Annotated in this window: 22 protein-coding genes; 13 read left to right on the top strand and 9 right to left on the bottom strand. The window is 38.4% G+C overall.

Going from position 1 to position 24,442, the window contains the following annotated elements; all coding sequences use genetic code 11:
- The first annotated feature begins 13 nt into the window (after positions 1–13).
- On the top strand, positions 14–1,405 hold the full coding sequence (locus RM541_RS10675) for a sugar transferase (protein WP_311500138.1): 1,392 nt from the start codon (positions 14–16) through the stop codon (positions 1,403–1,405).
- Between the two features lie 224 nt (positions 1,406–1,629).
- Here the strand turns inward: RM541_RS10675 and lnt are convergent, their stop codons facing one another.
- Positions 1,630–3,216: an apolipoprotein N-acyltransferase gene (gene lnt, locus RM541_RS10670; RefSeq protein ID WP_311500137.1), complete on the bottom strand. Its 1,587-nt coding sequence runs from the start codon at positions 3,214–3,216 to the stop codon at positions 1,630–1,632.
- A 238-nt stretch (positions 3,217–3,454) separates the two neighbouring features.
- On the opposite strand from lnt, the gene RM541_RS10665 reads away from it, so the two are divergent.
- Positions 3,455–4,228 (top strand): CDP-alcohol phosphatidyltransferase family protein, encoded by a 774-nt coding sequence (locus tag RM541_RS10665; RefSeq protein WP_311500136.1) that lies wholly within the window; start codon positions 3,455–3,457, stop codon positions 4,226–4,228.
- Positions 4,229–4,330: 102 nt separating this feature from the next.
- Here RM541_RS10665 and lptB read toward each other — a convergent pair whose 3' ends face one another.
- The 4 genes from lptB to RM541_RS10645 are packed head-to-tail and all read right to left on the bottom strand — an operon-like array spanning position 4,331 to position 7,279.
- Positions 4,331–5,071, bottom strand: a complete 741-nt coding sequence (gene lptB / locus RM541_RS10660; protein ID WP_311496333.1) for an LPS export ABC transporter ATP-binding protein — start codon at positions 5,069–5,071, stop codon at positions 4,331–4,333.
- A gap of 45 nt (positions 5,072–5,116) precedes the next feature.
- Positions 5,117–5,473, bottom strand: a complete 357-nt coding sequence (locus RM541_RS10655) for a carboxymuconolactone decarboxylase family protein (protein WP_311500135.1) — start codon at positions 5,471–5,473, stop codon at positions 5,117–5,119.
- Complete coding sequence (gene tatC, locus RM541_RS10650) at positions 5,463–6,314, bottom strand: twin-arginine translocase subunit TatC (protein ID WP_311500134.1); 852 nt, start codon at positions 6,312–6,314, stop codon at positions 5,463–5,465. Before tatC ends, RM541_RS10655 begins: the two co-directional genes overlap by 11 nt.
- On the bottom strand, positions 6,314–7,279 hold the full coding sequence (locus tag RM541_RS10645) for a KpsF/GutQ family sugar-phosphate isomerase (RefSeq protein ID WP_311500133.1): 966 nt from the start codon (positions 7,277–7,279) through the stop codon (positions 6,314–6,316). The genes tatC and RM541_RS10645 overlap by 1 nt, the downstream gene beginning before the upstream one ends.
- Before the next feature lie 83 nt (positions 7,280–7,362).
- Here RM541_RS10645 and recQ point away from each other — a divergent pair, with 83 nt between their 5' ends.
- Positions 7,363–9,561, top strand: coding sequence for a DNA helicase RecQ (gene recQ / locus RM541_RS10640; RefSeq protein WP_311500132.1), 2,199 nt, complete (start codon positions 7,363–7,365; stop codon positions 9,559–9,561).
- Between the two features lie 229 nt (positions 9,562–9,790).
- Here the strand turns inward: recQ and RM541_RS10635 are convergent, their stop codons facing one another.
- Both RM541_RS10635 and RM541_RS10630 read right to left on the bottom strand, forming a co-directional pair.
- Complete coding sequence (locus tag RM541_RS10635) at positions 9,791–10,600, bottom strand: hypothetical protein (protein WP_311500131.1); 810 nt, start codon at positions 10,598–10,600, stop codon at positions 9,791–9,793.
- A 49-nt stretch (positions 10,601–10,649) separates the two neighbouring features.
- Positions 10,650–11,363 (bottom strand): class I SAM-dependent methyltransferase, encoded by a 714-nt coding sequence (locus tag RM541_RS10630; protein ID WP_311500130.1) that lies wholly within the window; start codon positions 11,361–11,363, stop codon positions 10,650–10,652.
- A gap of 11 nt (positions 11,364–11,374) precedes the next feature.
- Between RM541_RS10630 and RM541_RS10625 the strand changes: the two genes are divergently transcribed.
- Both RM541_RS10625 and RM541_RS10620 read left to right on the top strand, forming a co-directional pair.
- A complete protein-coding gene (locus RM541_RS10625) occupies positions 11,375–11,866 on the top strand; it encodes a YkgJ family cysteine cluster protein (RefSeq protein ID WP_311496340.1) in 492 nt (163 codons plus the stop codon).
- Positions 11,867–11,928: 62 nt separating this feature from the next.
- Positions 11,929–12,771 (top strand): thioredoxin fold domain-containing protein, encoded by an 843-nt coding sequence (locus RM541_RS10620; protein ID WP_311500129.1) that lies wholly within the window; start codon positions 11,929–11,931, stop codon positions 12,769–12,771.
- Positions 12,772–12,868: 97 nt separating this feature from the next.
- Here the strand turns inward: RM541_RS10620 and RM541_RS10615 are convergent, their stop codons facing one another.
- Entirely contained in the window at positions 12,869–14,107 is a 1,239-nt protein-coding gene (locus RM541_RS10615) for an exo-beta-N-acetylmuramidase NamZ family protein (RefSeq protein WP_311500128.1), read from the bottom strand.
- Positions 14,108–14,116: 9 nt separating this feature from the next.
- On the opposite strand from RM541_RS10615, the gene RM541_RS10610 reads away from it, so the two are divergent.
- Positions 14,117–15,349, top strand: a complete 1,233-nt coding sequence (locus tag RM541_RS10610; protein ID WP_311500127.1) for an ABC transporter permease — start codon at positions 14,117–14,119, stop codon at positions 15,347–15,349.
- 103 nt (positions 15,350–15,452) lie between these two features.
- Positions 15,453–16,460, top strand: coding sequence for a PLP-dependent cysteine synthase family protein (locus tag RM541_RS10605; RefSeq protein ID WP_311500126.1), 1,008 nt, complete (start codon positions 15,453–15,455; stop codon positions 16,458–16,460).
- Positions 16,461–16,859: 399 nt separating this feature from the next.
- Here RM541_RS10605 and RM541_RS10600 read toward each other — a convergent pair whose 3' ends face one another.
- Positions 16,860–17,105, bottom strand: coding sequence for a hypothetical protein (locus RM541_RS10600; RefSeq protein ID WP_311500125.1), 246 nt, complete (start codon positions 17,103–17,105; stop codon positions 16,860–16,862).
- Between the two features lie 212 nt (positions 17,106–17,317).
- On the opposite strand from RM541_RS10600, the gene RM541_RS10595 reads away from it, so the two are divergent.
- The 6 genes from RM541_RS10595 (at position 17,318) to RM541_RS10570 (ending at position 23,976) form a co-directional block, all read left to right on the top strand.
- A complete protein-coding gene (locus RM541_RS10595) occupies positions 17,318–18,034 on the top strand; it encodes an SGNH/GDSL hydrolase family protein (protein ID WP_311500124.1) in 717 nt (238 codons plus the stop codon).
- Positions 18,035–18,067: 33 nt separating this feature from the next.
- Positions 18,068–19,342: a DUF2851 family protein gene (locus tag RM541_RS10590; RefSeq protein ID WP_311500123.1), complete on the top strand. Its 1,275-nt coding sequence runs from the start codon at positions 18,068–18,070 to the stop codon at positions 19,340–19,342.
- A gap of 22 nt (positions 19,343–19,364) precedes the next feature.
- On the top strand, positions 19,365–19,595 hold the full coding sequence (locus RM541_RS10585) for a PspC domain-containing protein (RefSeq protein WP_311500122.1): 231 nt from the start codon (positions 19,365–19,367) through the stop codon (positions 19,593–19,595).
- Between the two features lie 160 nt (positions 19,596–19,755).
- On the top strand, positions 19,756–21,834 hold the full coding sequence (locus RM541_RS10580; protein ID WP_311500121.1) for an amino acid carrier protein: 2,079 nt from the start codon (positions 19,756–19,758) through the stop codon (positions 21,832–21,834).
- Between the two features lie 14 nt (positions 21,835–21,848).
- Complete coding sequence (locus RM541_RS10575; protein ID WP_311500120.1) at positions 21,849–22,712, top strand: ComEA family DNA-binding protein; 864 nt, start codon at positions 21,849–21,851, stop codon at positions 22,710–22,712.
- A 94-nt stretch (positions 22,713–22,806) separates the two neighbouring features.
- Entirely contained in the window at positions 22,807–23,976 is a 1,170-nt protein-coding gene (locus RM541_RS10570) for an acyl-CoA dehydrogenase family protein (RefSeq protein ID WP_311500119.1), read from the top strand.
- The last annotated feature ends 466 nt before the right edge of the window (positions 23,977–24,442 follow it).

Genomic DNA, 24,442 nt, shown 5'->3' with positions numbered 1-24,442 from the left:
AATCAATCTGTGCATGTCTGAAAAGCCAATATTTCATTTTGAAATTTCCGAGCGAAAGATATTTCTGCGTCTTTTTGATACCTTTTTTGTACTTCTGGCGCTGAGTATTGTAGGTATAACCTTTCAATTTGGTTATTTCAGAATAGACAGTCAATATTGGGTATGGACAGTGGTTCTTGTTGTCTTTTTCAATTTTTTTGCTACTGTATTTGAACTGTATGACCTTCAGAAGTCGAGTAAGTTTGACAGTGTATTTCAAAATGTAATTCTCAGCACTTCCCTTACTGTTCTTTTTTACATTCTCACTCCTTACATTACGCCAAGCCTTCCGGAGAATCGTTTGCAGATCCTTTTCTTTTTTCTATCTATTGCCGTCATTTTGTTACTGTGGAGGTATGCTTATATTGCCTTAATCACCAGTCCGAGATTTTATAAAAGGGTGCTGGTCGTGGGCGACTCATTTGATATTAAACTAATTGCGGATACACTTCGAAATTCAGATCCCAATTATTCTGTTATTGGTTATATCAATACGGAAAACGAAATTGAAGCCGGCTTGGATGAAGGATTAATTCGCTTTAAGGTTGAAGACTTGTCTTCTGTGGTTGAGGAGTACCATATAAATGAAGTTATTGTGGCTCATGCGCATAAACGCAATTTGATGATAACCCTTTACAATCAGCTTAATGAGCTTCTTATGAGAGGTTTTCCTATAAGGGATTATTTTCATGTTTACGAGGAAACAACGAGGAGGATTCCTGTGGACAAAGTCGATAAGGATTTTTACCGCTACTTTCCCTTTAGCCGGAATAATGCCAATCAATTTTACAGGCTTTCCTCGCGTATTTTTGATGTATTAACTGGTATTATAGGGGTATTTTTTGGTCTATTAATCCTGCCGTTTATCCTTTTGGGGAACCTGTTTGGCAATCGCGGAAAGTTGTTTTATTCACAGGAAAGAATTGGCAAATACGGAAAGACCTTTAAAATCTTAAAATTCCGGACAATGCTTAGAAATGCTGAAATGTCAGGGCCACAATATGCTCAAAAAGATGACCTCCGGATTACTCCCTTCGGAAAATTTCTCAGGCGTTCCAGAATAGATGAAATTCCGCAATTTATAAACGTACTTAAGGGAGAAATGAGCATGATAGGTCCACGTCCTGAAAGGCCCGTTTTCGTAAAAGAGTTATCGCAGGCAATTCCGTTTTATGAAACGCGGCATGTGATTAAACCCGGGCTTACCGGCTGGGCACAGGTAATGGCAAATTACGGCACCTCCCATACCGATAGTCTTGAAAAACTTCAGTACGATCTGTATTATATTAAACACAGGGGTTTATTTCTGGATATAGATATTCTTATGAAAACTTTCAGTACGATAATATTCTATAGGGGACAGTAATGTTAGTTTGGAGTTCAGAGTTCAGAGTTTGTAGCAAAAAAGAGTAAGGAGCTAAGGAGGGAAAAATTTGTTTACTCGTAAATCTCAGACAAAGATATAGGTCGATAATTGCCATTTTTGAGTTGTCGTTTAAATTCTCGCAACCGAATATCTTAAATTATTTAATCTTTTTACAATGCTTTGCTTTAACACCAAACCACAAACAACAGACGACGAACACCAGCTTACGCCTGCCGGTGCCTTTTATACTTTACCATGGCAAAAAGAAAGATGAAAAGCGCCAGGAATTGTGCGACCCTGGAGATGTAATCCCCGTATTCTACATAAAAAGTTTTTTCATTATTCAGCAGTACGTCTGATTTTATGCTTCCGCGTTTTTCGTACTCCAAAGTTTTGCCAACATCTCCCAACGGATTAATAAACGCAGAAATCCCGGTGTTGGCACTTCTCACAACTGATTTTCGGGTTTCGATTGCCCTTAACTTGGCATAACTAAGATGTTGCTCATGGCCCTGTGTGTCGCCCCACCAGGCATCATTGGTGATAATGGTAAGAAATTCGGCTCCATTTTGTACATAGCCGGTAACATACTCCCCATAAACAGATTCATAGCAAATGATCGGAGCTGTAAAAGCACCATTATCAAGCTGAAAAACTTCCCGCTCAGGCTGAGTGGTCTTCATAGCGACTGTTCCGCCTAAATCGATCATTACATCGCCTAAAATGGGCTTTAAAAAACTCTGATAAGGAAAATTTTCGACGCCGACCACGAGCTTCGACTTGTGGTAGAGCTGCGATTCACCATCACTTATCAAAAATGCCGAATTATAATCATCATACCAGTCATTTGGACCCAGTTGGTTGCTTTGTCGTCGCACCTGGGCTGGATCACTGAACCGCTGATAAAAAGAAACGCCTCCTAAGAAATTCAAATTATCGTACTTCCGGACGATCTGCCGGCCGAAATAAGCTGCTTCAGAATTTTCGAATTCCTGTAGCACCGTACCATCTGCAAAAACAGTTTCAGGCGCAACAAGGAGCGCAGTAGATTCTGTGGTTTTCTCTTCGGCTATATCTGTGAGCAATGTTGCAATACGGGCGTCATTGGTGTTATATTTTTCAGTATACGGATTTATATTTGGCTGAAGCACTACTGCTTCCAGAGACCTTTCCGGCATTTCATAATTGTACCGGATAATGTAGGAGACGGAAATTGGAATAATTAGCAGAAGGCTGGGTTTAAATATTCCGCGGTAAATAACAGCTTTATCACTAAATTCCCGGTAAAGTAAAACTGCTTTAAATACAGCAATATTTACCAACCAGATCCACAAAGTACCGCCAAAAGTACCCGTATACTCATACCATTGGATAAGATTGTGATATTCTGAAAAGCCATTTCCCAGGTTTAGCCATGGCCACGAAAAATCCCAGTTTAAATGAATTTTTTCAAAAACGATCCATATACTGATAAGGAAAGAAGAAGCTGCGGTAAAATTGGTTCTTTTGGCGACCACGTGGTAAAGAAGAAAAACCACACTCATCAGCAATGAATTGGCAAGAAAAGCGAAGGCACCGCCAAAAGGGGTGGAAAAATATATCCAGTAAGTAGTGATGAGGTTCCAGATAAAGAAAGTGAGATAAGCTACTCCAAAAGTCTTTAGCTTGCTGTAACTGGAAAAATTCCGAATTTTAAATTCGGCAAACAAAAGAGGCACAAAAGCAACAAACAATAGAAACGGAAAGCCGTATGTTGGCCATCCCATTGCGAGTATAATTCCGCTTAAAATCGCCAGTAAAATATTCTTCATGTTTTTTGTTGTTAAGCTAAAATGGAAAATTTCTGAAAGTAATACAGTAAATGCATTCAAAAATAACAAACAGCGAGTTATTCATGCACTTGTATAGCAAATAATCTAACACAGAAGATGTGCCAAATGTGATTCTATTTTCTGAAGGTCGATAAGTGCCATTTTTAGGGTGCTCCTTATTTATGACGGTTCCTCTTGCCAATAATGCTTACTTTAGTATCTTCATATAAAAATTTCTATGGATTTGAAAAGGCACGTCCCCAACATTATAACTCTTCTTAACCTGTTAAGCGGTAGTATCGCTGTTATTTTTGCTGTACAGGGCAGTCTGATTATGGCTGCTGTTTTTGTTGCGCTGGGCATATTTTTTGACTTTTTTGATGGTCTCGCGGCGCGTGCTCTGGATGTGAAAAGTGAAGTGGGTCTTCAGCTGGATTCTTTGGCAGATGCTGTAACCAGTGGTGTTGTTCCGGGGATCGTGATGTATCAAATGCTGAATATTGCCCTTCCAAATACCAGCAGCGGAACTTCTACCGAATGGAATGTAGACGATACTATTCTGGAATGGAGCTTTAATAATCTGGCTTTAATAGGGCTTTTAATAACGCTTGCATCTGCTTACCGACTTGCAAAATTTAATGTAGACGACAGGCAAACCGATTCCTTTATCGGACTTCCTACACCTGCCAACGCACTCCTTATACTGAGTTTGCCGCTCATACTTTCCTTTCAGCCCGGTGAAATTCTCTCTTCTTTAATTTTAAATGAATGGTTTTTAATAGGTTTAACATTGTTGAGTTGTTATCTTTTAAATGCTGAAGTAAAATTATTTGCACTTAAATTTTCTGACTGGTCATTTAAAAATAACAAAGTCAGGTATATCTTTATTATCCTTTGCCTGTTGCTCGTTATTTTTCTTCAGTTTGCTGCTGTACCGGTAATTATTATTAGCTATGTACTGCTTTCACTAATTTTTGGTGATCAGAAGAAGGAGGTGGAAGTGGAGTACTGAAAAAAGTGAAAAGTAAAAGTCGTTACTTAAACAAATTGTGAAGAAATTTCTTGACGAAAAATTGCGACCCTGCGACGAACCTCCGACATTCTGATAACTGCTTTAGTCAAAAATTTTCTTTTTCCGAAGTTCAAAGTTTTTACCCAGGTAAACCTTTCTCACCATTTCATCTGCAGCCAGTTCTTCTGGTTGCCCGTGCTTTAAAATATTTCCTTCAAACATAAGGTAAGTACGGTCGGTAATCGCGAGGGTTTCCTGTACGTTATGGTCGGTAATTAGAATTCCAATATTTTTATTTTTCAGCTGGGCTACAATTCTTTGGATATCTTCAACTGCCACAGGATCCACACCGGCAAACGGTTCATCCAGGAGTATAAATTTCGGATCGGTTGCAAGAGCGCGGGCTATTTCCGTCCGCCGTCGCTCTCCACCACTTAAAAGGTCGCCACGGTTTGTGCGGATATGTCCTAAACCGAACTCTTCAATGAGCGATTCCATCTTCAATTGTCGCTCTTTTTTAGATAAAGAAGTGAGCTCCAAAACGCTCATTATATTGTCTTCAATACTCAATTTTCTAAAAACAGAAGCCTCCTGTGCCAGATATCCTATACCATTTTGCGCCCGCTTGTACATAGGATACTTCGTAATATCGGCTTTGTCTAAAAATATATTGCCGCTATTTGGTTTAATTAATCCTACAATCATATAAAATGAAGTGGTCTTTCCTGCCCCGTTAGGGCCTAGTAAACCAACAATTTCTCCCTGGTTTACTTCCACGGAAATTCCTTTAACAACAGCTCTTCCTTTATATGTCTTTACAAGTTTTTCGGCGCGTAATTTCATTTCTGATTATTTAATCCTAATTGAAGCACTAACTATACCAAATAATTATTCTTCTTTGGCTTCTTCCAGGGCTTCCCAGTATTCAAAAGCTCTTCGTAAATGAGGAATAACTATAGTTCCCCCAATCAGGGTTCCAATGCTTAAGGTTTCCATTACTTCTTCGCGGGCTACGCCTTGTTTATAGCTGGATTCCAGATGATATTTTACGCAATCATCACATCTTAAAACTACAGAAGCAACCAAACCCAGCAGTTCCTTTGTTTTCTTATCCAAAGCTCCTCCTTCTGCGAAGGCGTTGGTATCCAGGTTAAAAATCCGTTTAAGAACCTTGTTGTTCTCATTAAGGATCTTATCATTCATTTGCTGGCGGTAAGAATTGAATTCTTCTACTTTATTTGGCATTCTCTTTTTTCTTTAGATTTTTTAATTCTCTTTTGTAAATCACCTTGGAGATGAAAATACTAACCTCGTATAGGATAAGTACCGGAATGGCGACAATTATCTGGCTTACAATATCTGGTGGAGTAATAACCGCGGAAAGTATTAATACAATAACAAGGGCATATTTTCTATACTTTCTAAGGAAATCAGGAGTTACCACCCCTACTTTTGTAAGGAAATAAATAACGATAGGCAGTTCAAAAATGAGGCCACTGGCGAGTACCGAAGCTCTTACCAGGCTTATATAACTACTAAGGTCAAAATCGTTAAAAACAGTTTCGCTTACCTGGTATTTTCCGAGGAAATTTATGGATAGAGGAGTTACTACATAGTACCCAAACAATACTCCAATAAAAAAGAGCAGAGAGGAAATGAAAATAAATCCTTTGGCATTTCTCCTTTCATAATCATGCATGGCCGGAGCTACAAATTTCCAGAATTCATAGATTATATACGGAAATGCAACTATAAAACCTGCAGTTATCGAGGTCCAGACATGTGCTGAAAACTGTCCGCCCATTGTTCTACTTTGTATCCTGAAGGGCATGTCATCAAAACAGAATCCGCCGTCTATTCCTACAAAAGTGGAAATTCTGCAAAGCATATCGTAGGAGAAGAAGCTACCTTTGCTGGGTCCAAAAAGCAGAACGTCAAAAATAAAACTCTTTGCCAAAAAAGCAGCAGCAGCAGCAATTAGTACAGCAAGTGTTGCTCTTATAAGATGCCACCTTAAATCTTCGAGATGATCCAGGAAAGACATCTCATGTTCCTGTTCAGGTTGAGGGGAAGCTATTTTCTTCATTATAAAATTCCTTCGCGAATTAAGTTATGAAGGTGTACCACTCCGGTATACCTTCCATTTTCAGCGGCAAGCAACTGGGAAATTTTATTTTCCTGTATAATTTCGAGAGCATCGACCGCTAATGCGTTATGATCAATAAGTTTTGGATTTGCACTCATTATATCTTTTGCAGTAAGGCCCTTAATCTCTTCATTGTTTCTAATCATTCTTCTAATATCACCATCTGTAATTATACCCACAATTTTTTCATTTTCAATAACTGCGGTTACACCCAACATCTTTTCAGAGATTTCTAGGATAACTTCTGTAAGGTTACTTTCAGGAGAAACTTGTGGTTTTTGATTTTGAACGGTAATGTCGCCTACACGCAAATATAATTTTTTGCCCAGCGAACCACCGGGATGGTATTTGGCAAAATCTTTTTTCGAAAATCCTTTCAGTCTTAAAAGACAAATTGCCACAGCATCGCCTATAACCAGTTGGGCAGTGGTACTTGTTGTTGGTGCAAGATTATTAGGGCAGGCTTCTTTTTCTACATAAGAGTTGAGAACAAAATCTGCTGCCTGGCCCAGAAAAGAAGATTTATCTCCGGTAATCGCAATAAGGGTATTATTAAAGTTTTTAATGAATGGTACCAGAACCTTTATTTCGGGGCTGTTCCCACTTTTTGAGATACAAAGCACCACATCTTCTTTCTGGATTGTTCCCAAATCGCCGTGAATGGCATCGCCTGCATGCATAAATACTGCAGGAGTTCCGGTAGAGTTAAGCGTGGCGACAATCTTGGTGCCAATAACTGCACTTTTTCCTATGCCGGTAACAATAACCCTTCCTTTAGAATTGTATATAGTTTCTACAGCCTCTACAAATTCATCATCCAGTAAGTATTCTAAATTAGCAATTGCTTTGGCTTCGATGGAAATAGTCTCTTTTGCGGCTGTAAGAATTTTCTCTTGAAGTTTCAAATTAGATGAGTTATGAATTGTAGGTACTAAAGAAATATGTATATTTAGTATTGCAAATGTATATAAAATTGTAAGACAATTGAATGAGTTTGACGGAAATTGATTTACATCAGGAGCTGAAGAAATACTTTGGATTTAGTCAGTTTAAAGGACTTCAGGAACAAGTAATTACCAGTATCGTAAAAGGAAAGGATACATTTGTGGTAATGCCAACAGGCGGGGGAAAATCATTATGTTACCAGCTTCCTGCGCTTATTGCCGATGGAACGGCGATCGTAGTTTCTCCATTAATCGCCTTAATGAAAAATCAGGTAGACGCAATTCGCGGAATTTCTTCAGAACACGGAGTTGCCCACGTTCTAAACTCCTCTCTCAATAAGACCGAAGTAAAACAGGTTAAGGAAGATATTAGCAACGGAATTACAAAACTTCTTTATGTAGCTCCCGAATCCCTGACTAAAGAGGATTATGTGGAATTCCTGAGAGGGCAGACCGTTTCTTTTTTAGCGATAGATGAAGCCCATTGTATTAGTGAATGGGGACATGATTTCAGACCTGAATATCGCAACCTTAGGAGTATTATAAAGCGTATAGGTGATAATATTCCAATTATCGCCCTTACGGCGACAGCAACTCCAAAGGTGCAGGAAGATATTCTGAAAAATCTTGGGATTACAGATGCCAAAACATTTAAAGCCAGTTTTAACCGACCTAATTTATATTACGAAGTAAGACCGAAAACCAAAAATGTTGATGCCGATATTATTCGTTTTGTAAAGCAAAACGAAGGAAAATCGGGAATCATCTACTGTCTTAGCAGGAAAAAAGTTGAAGAACTTGCGCAGACACTTCAGGTTAACGGAATAAGCGCAGTACCGTATCATGCAGGTCTTGAAGCAAAAACCAGGTCCAGGCATCAGGACATGTTCCTGATGGAAGATATTGATGTGGTGGTGGCCACGATAGCCTTTGGGATGGGAATTGATAAGCCCGATGTTCGGTTTGTGATTCATCACGATATTCCTAAAAGTATAGAAAGCTATTACCAGGAAACCGGTCGCGCCGGTCGTGATGGGGGAGAAGGACATTGTCTTGCGTTTTACTCCTATAAAGACATTGAAAAGCTGGAGAAGTTTATGAGCGGCAAGCCTGTGGCTGAGCAGGAAATTGGTCACGCACTTCTACAGGAGATCGTTGCTTATGCTGAAACTTCTATTTCCAGGAGAAAATTCATTCTTCATTATTTCGGGGAAGAATTTGATCAGGAAACAGGGGAAGGTGGTACTATGGACGACAATGTGCGGTACCCTAAAAAGCAGGTAGAGGCGAAGGACGAGGTAGCGCTATTACTCAAAACAGTAAAAGAAACCAAAGAACTTTACAAAGCGAAAGACCTTGTGAAAACCTTACAGGGAAAAGCTAATGCGATAATTTCGTCACATCGAACAGATGAACATCCTCTTTTTGGGAAAGGAAGTTATAAGGATAGCAAATTTTGGATGGCGCTCATCAGGCAGGCGCTTGTCCAGGGTTATCTTAAAAAGGACATTGAAACTTATGGAGTTATAAAAGTTACTCCGGAAGGAGAAAAATATCTTCAGGAGCCCTCATCTTTTATGATGACCGAAGATCATATTTTCGACAGTACTACAGAAGCGGTACCTTCGGCATCAAAAAAGACAGGCGGAGCGGTAGATCAGCAACTTGTAAAAATGCTGAAGGATCTCAGGAAGAAAATTGCCAAAAAAATGGAGTTGCCTCCATTTGTCATTTTTCAGGATCCGTCGTTGGAAGACATGGCTCTTAAATACCCTGTTAGCATAAAAGAATTAGAAAATATTTTTGGGGTAGGAGAAGGGAAAGCTAAGAAATACGGAAAAGATTTTGTTGAGCTTATTGAGAGGTATGTGGAAGAAAATGATATTACGCGACCAGATGATCTCGTGGTAAAATCTACCGGGGCTAATTCCGCACTCAAGCTTTATATTATCCAAAATGTAGATCGAAAATTGCCGTTAGACGACATTGCTTCCGCTAAAGGGATGACCATGGACGAGTTTATTAAAGAAATGGAAGCCATTGTATACAGCGGCACCAAGCTGAATATTGATTATTATCTTCAGGATATATTAGATGAAGATCAGCAGGAAGAAATTCATGAATATTTCCTCGAAGCTGAAAATGATAAGATTGACGATGCTTTAGAAGAGTTTGATGGTGATTATGACGATGAGGAGTTGCGGCTTTATCGCATTAAATTTATAAGTGAAGTTGCTAATTAGTTTTTTGAGTGAAGAGTGAAGAGTAGATGGTGAAGAGTGAAAAGTTCAATCTTTTAAAGCTCGATCCAAAAAATGGCAATTATCGATCCTGTAAACTTAAAGCTTCTGAGAAATGTGCGACCTCAAAATTGTCAATTATCGGCTTTACACTACATGTTCAATAAAATTTTATCGCAGATGACGCCGATTAACGCAGATTTTAAAAAAAGAATGATGCCAAAAATCTCAATTATCGACCTCCATTAGACTGCAGGTCTCTTATGCATTCAACGTCCAGCTCTGGAACACCATTTTCATCGATCAGCGACAAAATTCCGCTTCCAAATTCCAGAGAAGATCGCATCAAACAGCCTGAAGTGTTACAATGCCCGTCATTTTCGGGATCTGCATGTTCAGATTGTGGTTCTGTTCCTATATTTACCAATCCCAACAAATGGCCAAACTCATGATTTAGTACTGCAGCTTCAACAGTGCTCCTGGACGGGGAGCCAAACCCGGAAGAAAAATTTCTGATTGTCTCTTCATAAATCACCATTGAAGTATTTCTGTAAGCCGATCCCAGCGTGAATTTGTTGTCTTCATCATTTTCATGGCTGCCGTCAGCAAAATAAATAAAAACTGCAATTTCATCGCCGGCGTTATATATTGTTCTCGTTTCTTTCTCAATTTCAACAATTTCTTCAATAGAAAAAGGCGCTTTTTCTGAAGAATTTACCGCGCGTAAAGTGATATTAATACCGTCAGGCTTAAAGGTTCTTCTTTCAAGAAAAGCCTTAAATCCCGAAAGCGCTGCTTCTGTAGGTTGATTTCCTTCCACATAAACCATCTCTACAATCATGGACTTATATTTCTCATCGCTCAAGAGCTCTCTTGCAGAATCACCCAAACCGCGAAGGTTTACGCTTTTATCTATTCTATCGGCAAGTTCATCATTTTCATCTGTACTACAGGAAACGGTAAAGCACAGCAGGGAAAGAAGAAGAATAAACCTGCTAATCTTCAATCTTGTAAAAATAAAATTGTTTGTTTCGACAGGCATTTTCTTGTGTAAAAATTGTGACTTTATGATCGCGGTCTAAAGTAAAAAATTAGTTGTTCTTTGGCTGTAGTCTTGCCAGATAATCATAATGCGGACCTTTTTTCAACAATTCACAGTCGAAGTTGTTGTAGTCTGCGATATGCTTTAGAGAATCAAAATCTATGTACAGCCAGTCAAAAGTATCAGATTTTTCACCTTTATAACTTAATTGAAACTGAAGTTCCCCAATATATTTATTTCCGAAGTCCTCTTCATCATCGTCCTGCAAGTAACTCAGGTCTGACGAGTCGATAAGTAGCTGCCCACCGGTAGCTAAAATGGAGGCCACTTTTTTGAAGAAAAAATTCAGGTTCTTAAGATTTCCTACAATTCCGGTGCCATTCATAAGCATCAGAATGGTTTCAAACTTTTCATCTTTTAAATCGAAGAAGTCAGTAGTTTTAGCATCTTTTACACCTCTTAACTTACAGACTTCTATAGCACCTTCAGAAGTATCAATAGCAGTAACCTGGAGTTTCTTCTTATCCTGAAGGTAAAGGGAATGGCTGCCGGCACCGCAACCAACATCCAGAACTTTTCCGCGGCAATTCTTTAAAGCTGCTTTTTCTAACTCCGGCATTTCACTAAAACTTCTGAACAGGTAAGGAACGGGAATCACATCATCATCAAAGTCGGGCGAATGCACGGTAATATCAGTTTCATCCTTCTGGTGATAATAGGCCGAAATTGCCTTTCCGAATATATCTTTCTTATTGTTATTCATATCTTTGCAGCATGCAGGAAATTTTAGACAACCTCCCGGAAAAAGCCAAAGATAAGCATAAGGAAAATAAAAAGTTTTTTTCCAGGCTTAGAAAGAAACCACCCAGGGATTTGGACAGGCAGATGCAGGAGTTGCATGAGGAGGAATTTGCTCAAACAAATTGTCTGGATTGTGCAAATTGCTGTAAAACCACCGGGCCACTTTTTACAAATAAAGATATTGAGCGAATAAGTAAGCACCTAAAGCTGAAGCCGCAGCAGTTTATTGAGCAATATTTGCGGGTTGATGAGGATAAGGATTACGTTTTGCAGGAAGTTCCCTGTGCGTTTCTCGCTCCAGATAATTATTGCCTTATTTATGATGTAAGACCAAAAGCCTGCCGCGAATATCCTCATACAGATCGTAAAGATTTTCATAAAATTTCCAATATTACCATCAAAAATACGGCTATTTGCCCTGCTGCTTATAATATTGTAGAGAAGATGAAGGCGAGGGTGAAATAAATGTCTTAAGTTCTTGAAGGTTTTAAAGAGAAACTCTATTTTGTCTACAAGTCCTATTTCTTATGAAGAAAATTACATTTTTTATTTTAATCCTTTTTAGTTTTAATACCTATGCTGCAAACTGGCTAACGTCTTTAGAAGATGCTAAGGAGCTTGCTTTGGGAACTAATAAATTTATTTTAGTTGATTTTTGGGCAACCTGGTGCGCCCCGTGCAAAGCAATGGATGCGGAATCCTGGAGTGATCCCGAGATTGAGGCTTTAATGCAAAATTTTGTTCCCGTAAAAATAGATATGGATCACGAAAGGAATGTGGCAAGGAAATATGGGGTACGCGCAATTCCAGATATTTTTATTCTTAATGGGAATGGTGATGTGGTGTTTCACAACAAAGGATATATGTCCAGGACCCAGGTGGCGCAGCTTTTAAAAGATTATTCTCTGCAGACATCTTTCGTGCAGATGGAATCTATTGCCTACTTCAAGAGTCAGAAATACCATACTGCCCTCCGGCTTGCAAGGAAATATCAGGATTTTAGCCTTTATCTGGAGGGAGATGTACAGAAGAATATCCTTCAGTTATCTGAAATATATTTAAAAGACGCCGGTAAACTACTAAAGAAGAAGCAGTCTAACTATGATTGGGTAAGTCAACAAATTGAGCTACTGGAGTTTGTGCCAATGCTCTATTCGGGAGATTATGATAAAGTTGCAAGCAACCTGGAGAAGAATTTTAAGGCAGAGGAAATAATGGATAAAAATTTAAGTCTTTATTATTACCTGAAATACTGTAGTTCAAAAGGTATGGGTAGTGATGAAAGATCTAAATGGAAGGAAAATCTCAGCCAGTATGATATTAGTGAAGAGTTTATCCAAAAAGCTAAAATTCTGTTTGGTGAAATCTAGTTTTTTCTGGATTTGCCGGGAAGTCTAAACTGCAGAAAATTATTGGAGATGTAACTTCCGAATTCCAGATAAAGTTCTGTCTAATAGTAAAAATGAGTTAATACAATAAATACAGATCCCTTTTTTGCTGAAAATTTTCCAGCCCTTCTTTCCAGCTTTCCCTGATTTCTTCAGCTGAAAGTCCGTTTTCTATTTGTTGCTGAAGTTTTTCTGTGCCGGCAAGTTTGGTGAAAAAGGAATTAAAAAATTCAGTTTTATCTGAAGTATTCTCGAAAGATTTGATAAGCCATTCCAGGTTAATTTTTTCAGGAACTTCAATCTGACTCAAATCTTCTCCAAAACAGGTTTTTCCAAGATGCTTCGGATTTTTTGCACCGGGCATTGATTCTGGTGTGTAGCTGAAATTAAAAACCTCTTCGCTTAAAAACGGAGATCCATAAACCTGAAATTGCTTTTCTGTTCCCCGTCCTGCATTAATATTGGTGCCTTCAAAAAAGCATAAACTCGGATAAAGCTGAATTGCCTGGTCATTTGGCAAATTAGGCGAAGGTTTTACCGGCAGGCTGTATTTTTTCGAGTGATCATAATTTTTCATTTCAATTACCTGGAGATTTGCTTTTACATCGTTTTTAAGCCATCCCTCTCCATTGATCATTTTCGCATATTCACCCATGGTGAGGCCGTGAACTACGGGAACTGGGTGCATCCCAACAAAACTTTGATGTTCAGGTTCAAGAATTGGTCCGTCGATATAGTTTCCGTTGGGATTTGGACGATCAAAAACGAGTATGGGAATGTCATTTTCCGCGGCTGCTTCCATTACATAATGCAGCGAAGAAATATAAGTGTAGAACCTGGCCCCAACATCCTGAAGGTCAAAAATGAGAATATCTACACCCTCAAGTTGTGCTGCGGAAGGTTTTTTGTTGTTTCCGTAAAGAGAAATAACAGGAAGTCCGGTTTTTGGATCTTTTCCATCCTTCACCATCTCTCCTGCATCTGCATTTCCACGAAAACCATGTTCCGGAGCAAAAACTTTCTGAATATCCACATTTAAAGCAAGAAGCGAATCCACTAAATGAACATAATCACGTTCACTTTTCTTTATAAGTGAGCTTTGATTGCCAATTATACCCACTTTCCTGCCTTTAAGAATAGGCAAATAAGTAGCCGTCCTATTTGCAGCAAGAACAATTTCTTCGGAAGAAGTGGCGTTTTCTTCTTTTTTAGATGGCATCTGATTTTTGCCAATTTTCGGCTTATTGTTTGTGTTTCCGCAGGAAAGAAAAGCAATAAGAACGAATAAAAATGTACTTTTGAATAACCTCTTAATCATAGACCAGGTTTGAATTTCGAGTTTTTTGTTGTAAAACGCCTTATTAGTACCAAAAAGTATAAAAGTAGCATTTCTGCACCTATAATGAAAATAGCTGTGGTCGCTATTGCTATTGGTGTTATAATGATGTTGATTTCTTTTGCCACAGGACTGGGACTTCAGGATAAAATCAGGGATAAAATCGCGGCTTTTAACGGCCATATCAATATTGCCAACTACGATAATAACAGTTCCCAGGTTACACTGGAGCCGGTTTCTAAAAATCAGAATTTTTATCCGAATTTTGAAAGAGTAGATGGTATTAGTCATATTCAGGCCGTGGCTACAAAATTTGGAGTAATTCGTACGGCGACAGATTTTGAAGGGGTAATCGTAAAAGGTGTTGGCGAAGATTATAAGTGGGAATACTTCAGAGAATTTCTTGTTAAGGGTGAATTGCCAACTGTAGACAGTACCTTAAATGATGAAGTTTTAATCTCGGAGTATCTGGCGAATCGCCTTCAGCTTAAAGTGGGAGATAAGGCGCCTACTTATTTTTTAAGGGAAGATAACGAGCGCCCATTATTGCGGGCTTTTGAAATCACCGGGATTTACGATTCCGGCTTCCAGGAATTTGATGAGCTTTATATGATTGCCGATATTAGGCATATTCAGCGCCTGAATCGATGGGAAGATGATGAGGTCGGAAATTTTGAAGTTTTCGTCCAGAATTTTGATGAAATTGATCGTAAGGGAAACGAGGTTTATGAGAATACAGGCTCCTTCCTGGATACGCAAACGATCACTCAGAAGTACTACGCTATCTTTGAATGGCTTTCTCTTTTTGACTTTAATATTGCACTTATTATTGGGATTATGATCCTGGTGGCAGGAATTAACATGATCACCGCACTGCTTGTCCTAATCCTGGAAAGGACGCAGATGATAGGCGTGCTGAAAGCTTTGGGAAGTACAGATTGGATCATCAGGAAAATTTTTCTTTATAATGCAGCTTATCTTATTTTTCAGGGATTGTTCTGGGGAAATCTTATAGGGATTGGCTTGCTTTTGCTTCAGAAGTATTTCAAGCTTTTTCCGCTGGATCCACGTACTTATTATGTTACCGAAGTGCCTGTTTATCTTAATTGGGATTATATTTTGGCAGTTAATCTCGGGACGCTTGTTTTATGTATGCTTATGTTGCTTATACCTTCAGTAATTATTTCGAAAATTTCACCGGTTAAAGCCATGAAGTTTGAATAATTCTGAATTTCGGAATACATTTTGCTGATTTTTCTGCGGATTCAAAATCAAAATATACAGGTTAGGGGGCAATTATTTACCTTTGCCGAGTTAAAAAGAAAGCATGGACTATAAAGAAAATATACTTGGTACAATTGGCAATACTCCAATGGTGAAAATGAATAAAATCACAAAGGATATTGATGCGCTTGTACTCGCCAAATACGAAACTTTTAATCCCGGCAATTCCGTTAAAGACCGGATGGCGCTTAAGATGGTGGAAGAAGCTGAAGCAAATGGACTTTTGAAGCCTGGAGGAACTATAATTGAAGGAACATCTGGAAATACCGGAATGGGACTGGCACTTGCTGCTATTGTTAAGGGTTACAAAATGGTTTGTGTGCTTTCAGATAAGCAGAGCAAAGAAAAAATTGATATTCTTAAAGCAGTTGGAAGTAAAGTGGTAGTTTGTCCTACAGATGTAGCACCAGACGATCCGCAGTCTTATTACTCTACCTCAAAAAGACTTGCGGAAGAAACGCCGAATTCCTGGTACGTGAATCAATATGATAACCTTGCAAATACCAAGGCTCACTATGAAACCACTGGTCCTGAAATCTGGAAACAAACCGATGGGAAAGTAACGCATTTTGTTGTTGGTGTTGGTACGGGAGGAACTATTTCTGGAGTTGGAAAATTTTTGAAAGAAAAAAATCCGGAAATCAAGGTTTGGGGAATAGATACCTATGGTTCGGTATTTAAAAAATACCACGAAACCGGAGAATTCGATAAAAATGAAATTTATCCTTACGTAACTGAAGGAATTGGTGAAGATATATTGCCTAAAAATGTCGATTTCAGCATTATTGACGGGTTTACAAAAGTAACCGATAAGGATGCCGCAGTTTATACTCAAAAACTGGCAAAAGAAGAAGGCTTCTTTCTAGGTAATAGTGCAGGGGCAGCAGCAAAAGGGCTGCTTCAGTTAAAAGAGCATTTCACTAAAGATGATGTGGTAGTGGTATTATTTCATGATCACGGAAGCCGTTATGTGGGTAAAATGTTTAATGACGACTGGATGCGGGAAAAAGGCTTTTTAGAAGAAGGCCCGGTGGATGATGAAATTTCCTGAAAATAATTAAGAGCTACCTGTTTTAGGTAGCTTTTTGCTTTTACGGGAATTTTCGGAAACTTATTTGTTGTAAAAAAAAGAAAGTTAAGGCACCGATAAAATAGATGATCACATCAAAATAATCGGCAGTGTAGTGGGTGCTAATATTTGGAAGTATTAGTTCGAAGTATAAGGCATAAAAGGAAGTCAGGGTTAAAATTTGAGGCAAACTTAATCTGATAGATGTATCTCTTTTAAAATGATGAACAGCTTTTAAGCAAATCGTGAGAACAATCGGCATACATAGAAAGTCATTGAGGTAGGATGTGGTCCATTCGGGAAGGGAGACTTGGGTAAGCTTAAGAACTTCAAAGATCAGGAAAACGAGTACAAATATTAAAAAGGATACATACAGTATTCTCATAGCAAAGCTACTGAAACAATAAATGCCAGGATAAGTCCAATGGCCATTACAACGATCCATACAGTATAACCAGTTCTTGAAAGCGCCCTGATAACCGGATTTTTGTGATCTCTATAAGAAGTTTTCTTAGTTTCTTCGACGGAAGCGGTGGATTTACGACTGGACCTTTTCTGTCGTAAAATATCCTCCCTTCTTGTTGAAGCAGACTTGTTGGACTTACTTTTTTCTGCCGGATCTTCCATTGATTTTGTTTAGGTAAAATGATTCTTCAAAAGATACTCAAAGCCCGTAGTTTTTTCAAAGTATCTATTCGTTTTACAAGAAGTTTAACTTGTTGTTAAAGTCAGGTAAATGGTGTGAATTTAGGTTAAAAGCCCTGGATACTTCCGGTAAAGTAAATCAAAAAGTTTCCAGTTAAGGGAAAATGAGTTATTTTGTATTTAAAAATCCTCCCATGAAAAGAATAACTGTTTTTTTGCTTGTTGCAATCGTTTTAATCTCCTGTAATTCAACTTCAGATACAACTAATTCCGGTGAAGTGGATTCCGGTAACATGGATTACAGCTACCTCGCGTTGGGTGATTCCTATACAATTGGTGAAAGTGTAGCAGTAGATGAACGTTGGCCGGTGCAGTTAGTGGAAGCGTTAAGAGAGAGAGGATATAAATTTGCTCCACCAAAAATTATTGCAAAAACTGGCTGGACTACTCAGGATTTGTTACGTGGTATTGAGAACGATCTGAATGTACAGCGGGATTTTGATTTGGTTTCTATCCTTATTGGGGTGAATAATCAATATCAGAATAAACCTATTGATGAATACGAAGTAGAGCTAAGAGAGGTGTTCAGGAAGGCCATTAATCACAGTAAAACCAGGGAAGAGGGAGTTTTTGCTCTTAGTATTCCCGATTATGGTGCGACTCCTTTTGGACAGCCAAATGCTGAAGTTATTTCTGAAGAGATCGACGAGTATAATGCTGTCTTTCGTCAGGTTGCCGAAGATTATGAAGTAGATTTTTATAATATTACTCCTATCTCCCGTGAAGCTGAGAGAGATCCAGACCTGGTGGCTCAGGATGGTCTCCATCCCAGTGCTTTGATGTACAGGTACTGGGTAGAGGATATTGTTGGTGAAGTGGCAGAAAAAATTCCGAATAATATAGACGACTGATTTTCAGAAGGATATTTTGTATACTTTTAGTAGATGCGGGAAGATTTTTTACATTATCTCTGGAAGTTCAAAAAATTCAATTTCAGGGAGGCAAAGACGACAAACGGGGAAGAAATTTTAATTTCTGAAGTTGGTATCCATAATCAGCTTTCAGGTCCGGATTTTTTTAATGCGAGGCTAAAAATTGGAAATCAATTATGGGCTGGAAATGTGGAAATACATCTAAAAGCTTCAGATTGGTACGCTCATCAGCACGAAAGAGATGAAAATTATGAGAATGTAATTCTGCACGTGGTCTGGGAACATGATGTAGATATCTTCCGTAGAGATGACTCCCCGATTCCTACTCTGGAATTAGAAAAATTGGTAGATGTAGTTGTTCTGGAAAAGTATGATTTACTTCACTCCCAGAATAGAAACTGGATAAATTGTGAAAAATTATTCCCGGACATTGACCAGTTTCAGGTAGAGCACTGGCTGGAAAGGTTATATTTTGAAAGACTGGAGGAAAGGGCATTTTTAATTACGGACCTTCTTGAGAAGTCTGGAAATGATTGGGAGGCAGTATTGTTTCAGTTACTGGCTAAAAATTTTGGATTAAATATAAATGGAGAAGCTTTCTTAAATATGGCCGGGAGCTTTGATTTTAAAATTGTTAAGAAGAATATCAGTAATAAACATAATTTGCAGTCCCTTTTCCTGGGACAGGCCGGATTACTGGAAGGCGGATATGAAGATGTGTATTTTCAGAACTTAAAAAAGACTTACCAGTATCTCAAGCATAAGTATTCCCTAGACAATTCCGGAGTCATAAAACCAAAATTTTTTAGACTTAGGCCTGACAATTTTCCAACTATTCGTTTGGTGCAACTGGCAGAAATTTATGCTTCTGAACAAAATCTATTTAAAGAAGTAACACATCCTACCGATCTTTTAAAGCTTGTGAAGAAATTCCAGGTAGAGGTGGATGGGTATTGGCTTACCCACTACAATTTTGGCAGGGAACACCGCGCGAGGAGAAAAAAGACCACTCCAAAATTTATTAATTTAATCCTGATCAATACCGTTATCCCCTTTAGTTTTGTTTATGCGCAGAAAATGGGTGGATCTGTGGACAAAGTAGCAGAAATTGCCAGGAAAGTACTTGCTGAAGAAAATGGAGTCGTTTCAAAATTTTACCAGTTAAGACCAGATCTTCCGGCAGATGCTCTCCATTCCCAGGCTCTGCTGCATTTAAAAAAGAACTACTGCGATAAAAATAAATGTATGGAATGCGAACTGGGGATAAATCTTTTGCGCGCTAATTAGAAATAAATTTTATTTTTGCTTCATGCGCAGCATTGTTTATAAAATACGCTATTTTTTCGAGAGACATGGTTTTTATGTTTCTTCCCGTCTTGCCGATAAATTAGGTATGCGAGCAAAAAGCGTAAGACTTTTTTTTATTTACGCGTCCTTCTTTACTGTGGGGATTGGGTTCGTTTTTTATCTCACCCTGGCTTTTTGGCTAAGGCTCAAGGATCTGGTATATACCAAACGCACCTCTGTTTTTGATTTGTAGCTTCTAAAGTTAAATGAAAAAGCCCCGGCAAGACAGGGATTTTAAGGAATTTAAATTAACAGTAATTTTGGAATTTAACTTGTAATAATTTGAAAAGGGTTAATTTTTTAGCATCTTGCTTCGCGGAAAAAAAATAACTATCTAAACCCTTATTGACTATATGAGAAAGTACTTACTTTCGTTCATTCTTCTATTGCCACTATTATCAGGATTTGCTCAGGAACTTGAAGTAGATGCCGAAATTGGAAATCCCACAAATATTATTAACGACGGTTTTATTGCTCTTGACGTAACAGGAGGAACTCCTCCCTATACCTACAAGTGGTCTAATCGTGGTACGCCCCTGGAGTCTAATCGCGCCGAGGGACTTGTGGAAGGAATTCCTTATAAAATTGTAATTACGGATAGTAATAATAACACAAGAACTGTAAACTACAGTGTAGAGGCTGAAGCGATAACAGAACATTTTAATGGTACTTTCGTGCCAATTGTAAATAAGATGACGGAAATCCTTTTTTGGGATCCGTTTTCTGCGATTGGAATTTATGATCCTATTGTTTACTCTGATGTAAAAAAAGTGGCCACACCAGGTTGGACGCCTAACATTGAAAATAAATACATCCTGAAAGAATGGCTGATAGATGAAGGTGAACATGTTAATAATGGTGATCAAATTGCTGTAGTAACTTCCTCAAAAGAAGGGGATACAAATGTTTATGCTGAGGCCAGTGGGGATCTAAAATATTTAGTAAAGGAAGGAAATGTTATCTATGATTATGAGAATACTCAGGATCTAATAGAAACAGGAGCGCATTATTTAGCAGAAATAGAATATGATGAGCCGGTTATCCTGACTCACCCTAATGGTGATCCTCAATCCAATGACATTCCTTTTATTGTGGTTTGGCTTATTTTTGGAGCAGCTTTCTTTACTATAAGAATGGGCTTCATCAATTTCCGCGGATTTAAACATGCTCTGGAACTTGCCAGGGGGAAATATGATGATCCCGATGCTCCGGGAAGTATTACCCATTTCCAGGCCTTAACAACAGCGGTTTCAGCTACTGTCGGTCTTGGGAATATAGCAGGTGTTGCGGTAGCGGTATCATTGGGTGGTGCCGGAGCGACATTTTGGATGATAATTGCAGGTTTGTTAGGAATGTCTTCGAAATTTGTAGAGTGTACTCTTGGTGTAAAATACCGCTTTATCAATTCGGAAGGAAGAATTTTTGGAGGTCCTATGAATTACCTGCGATATGGACTGGAAAAGCGCAACATGAGAGGTCTCGGGAAGTTCCTCGCAGGATTTTTTGCAATTCTGGGGATTGGTGCTTCCTTTGGAGGCGGAAACATGTTCCAGGCAAACCAGTCTTTTGAAATTCTTGAAGGTCAGTTTTCCTGGCTTGCCGGAAATGGATTCTGGTTTGGGATTGTAGTTGCTATGCTTGTAGGGGTGGTAATTATTGGGGGTATTAAAAGTATCGCCAATGTAACGGGTAAAGTTGTACCCTTTATGGCCGGTGTTTACGTGTTGGGAGCTTTAATTGTGATTGGAATTAATATTGAAAATATTGGCCCTGCATTCAGCGCCATTTTTGATGGTGCTTTTAGCCCATCTGCTTTAAAAGGTGGTGTTATTGGAGTTATGATAGTAGGTTTCCAAAGAGCTGCATTCTCTAACGAGGCTGGTGTTGGTTCTGCTGCTATTGCGCATAGTACTGCTAAAACCAATAATCCGCCGTCCGAAGGTTTTGTTGCCTTGCTGGAACCTTTTATAGATACCGTTGTGGTTTGTACATTAACGGCGTTGGTACTTATTTTTACCGGAATGCACGAGGTAGAGGGAATAGGAGGAGCGCAGCTTACATCTGAAGCTTTTGCAAGTGTAATTTCCTGGTTTCCTTATGTACTTTCTTTGGCAGTATTTCTTTTTGCTTTTTCAACCATGATTTCATGGTCATACTATGGGATGAGGTCCTGGACGTATTTATTTGGAAAAAGTAAAAAAACCGAGCTGGTTTATAAACTTCTTTTTCTTGTATTTGTGGTTCTTGGAGCTTCAGTAAGTTTGGGAGCTGTCCTTAACTTTTCAGATATGATGATTCTTGCAATGTCTTTTCCTAATATTATAGGGTTATATATAATGTCTGGTGAAGTACGTACAGACTTGAAAGAATACTTCAGGAAATTAAAGGCAGGAGAGCTTTTCACTAAAGATGGAAAACCTAAGACTGTCTAAGCTTTTATGTTATAATGAATTTTAAATCCCATTTTGTTTTCAATAGAAGTCAGCAAAATGGGATTTTTCTTTTGGTGTGTATAATTATCCTTCTTCAGATAATGTACTATACTGTTAAATTTTCTTCTAATACTGAAGAGGCGCCTCTTTCTTCGGAAGAAATAAGAGTATATCAGAAGAGATTGGATTCAATAAAATTAGTGAGATCCCTGAATGATACCGTTAGAATATTTCCGTTTAACCCGAATTATATAACCGACTATAAAGGTTATACCCTTGGAATGTCACCTGATGAAATTGACCGGTTGTTACGTTTCCGTGAATCAGGAAAATGGGTAAATTCAACTGAAGATTTTCAGAAGATAACTAATGTTTCAGATTCTTTGCTGGAAAACATTTCTCCTTATTTTAGATTTCCAGCGTGGGTACAGGCGAAAAATCCTTCCGGCATTGCTTCCGTAGAGAAAAGGGATATTGCAAAAAAAGACCTTAATTCAGCTTCGGCAGAAGAACTAATGAAGGTGAATGGTATAGGAGAGGTGCTGGCTGCCCGTATCGTGAATTTTCGGAACAAAATTGGAGGTTTTATGGGTGACATTCAGTTAAAGGATGTCTATGGTTTAAACTATGAAGCACGAGAAAACCTTCTTCTGGAGTATAAAGTAATTAACTTTCCTGAATTTAAACAGCAGAATATTAATATAGTAAAGGTTATAGAACTATCCGAAATTCCATACTTTAATTATGAATTGGCAAGGGAAATTGTCAGTTATCGCCAGCTACACGAAGGAATAACATCTTTTGAAGAGTTATCCAAAATAGAAAGTTTTCCATCAGATAAAATTGACAGGATTAAATTATATTTGACCCTGGATTAGTTTTTGTTAATACTAAACCTGAAGTACACAGCTTATTAGGAATAAGGATATTTAGTCCGAAATTTTTAGGGCTAAGGCTATGAAAAAGATGAATATGAATAACATGTATTTTACAGAGGAACATGAACTTTTTAGAAAAAGTTTTCAGGACTTTCTTCAAAAGGAAGTTGTTCCGCATATAGAAAAGTGGGAAGAATCAGGTACTATTGAAAGGTTTATCTGGAAGAAATTTGGTGAAATGGGCTATTTTGGTCTTAACCAGCCGGAAGAATATGGGGGGCTTAATCTGGATATTTTTTATACAGTTATTTTTCTTGAAGAATTACAGAAAATAGATTCGGGAGGATTCGCTGCGGCAATGTGGGCACATGCTTATTTAGCTATGACACATGTTAATGCTGAAGGGAGCAAAGAGATAAAGGAGAAATATCTGACTGCAAGTATTGAGGGGGACAAAATTGGTTGTCTTTGTATTACAGAACCCTTTGGAGGATCTGATGTGGCCGGTATGAAAACAACCGCGGTAAAGAAAGGAGCCAATTATGTTATCAATGGCTCCAAAACCTTTATTACTAATGGAGTTTATTCAGATTATCTGGTAGTGGCCGCTAAGACAAGTCCGGAGAAGGGGAATAAAGGGATGAGCATTTTTATAATAGATCGTGATACTCCCGGGATATCAGCAACTAAACTTAACAAGCTGGGCTGGCGCGCTTCTGATACAGCAGAATTGGCTTTTGATAATGTCGAGGTACCGGAAGCCAACTTAATGGGGGAAAAGGATAACGGTTTTTCTTACATTATGCAGCATTTTGCCATGGAGCGACTGATTATGGGTGTTAATGCTCATGCCCGTGCTCAATATGCTTTAGATTATGCTATAAATTACATGTCGGAAAGAGAGGCTTTTGGAAGAACCATTGATAAATTCCAGGCTTTAAGACACACAATGGCAGAAATGGCCAGCGAAGTTGAAATGTGTAGAGAATTTAATTATTCAATAGCCAAAAGACTGGGGCAGGGACAGTATGTTGTAAAAGAGGCTAGTATGTCTAAATTATTATCTACAAAGATTGCAGATAAAGTAATTTACGAATCATTGCAGATGCTTGGAGGATATGGTTATATGGAAGATTATCCTCTTGCCAGGCTTTACCGGGATAGCAGATTGGGTCCAATAGGCGGCGGCACCTCTGAAATTTTGAGAGAAATTATTGCTAAAATGATAATCGATAAGAAGGAGTACAAACCCGCCACGAAATAGCTTCTGAGAATTATTTTAGCAAAAATACTTTTTGAAATTATTGCTAAAATGATAATCGATAAGAAGGAGTACAAACCCGCCACGAAATAGCTTCTGAGAATTATTTTAGCAAAAAATACATTTTGAAATTATTGCTAAAAATGATAATCGATAAGATGGAGTACATTCTGGGAGCCAAACAAAAGGAAGGCTTGTAACTCGTAGTTTGGAGAATGAACGGGCATGAAAATTGCCATTTTCGACCTGCAGTAGCCCTTAAGTCGTACTGTAATAGTTTTTTTATCTACGATTTGAAATTCAGAATTCTGTACAAGGTTTTTTGTAATCTTTTACTAAAGAGAGCGCTCTAAAATAACAATTTTCGCCCTGAGGTGTCCTCTAAGTGGCTGTGGAATGGTTTTTTATTTACGATTTGAAATTCAGAATTCTGTACAAGGTTTTTTGGAATCTTTTTACTAAAGAGAGC

Source organism: Autumnicola psychrophila (assembly GCF_031846645.1).
Lineage (GTDB): Bacteria > Bacteroidota > Bacteroidia > Flavobacteriales > Flavobacteriaceae > Autumnicola > Autumnicola psychrophila.
This window is presented reverse-complemented; position numbering and strand designations above follow the sequence as displayed.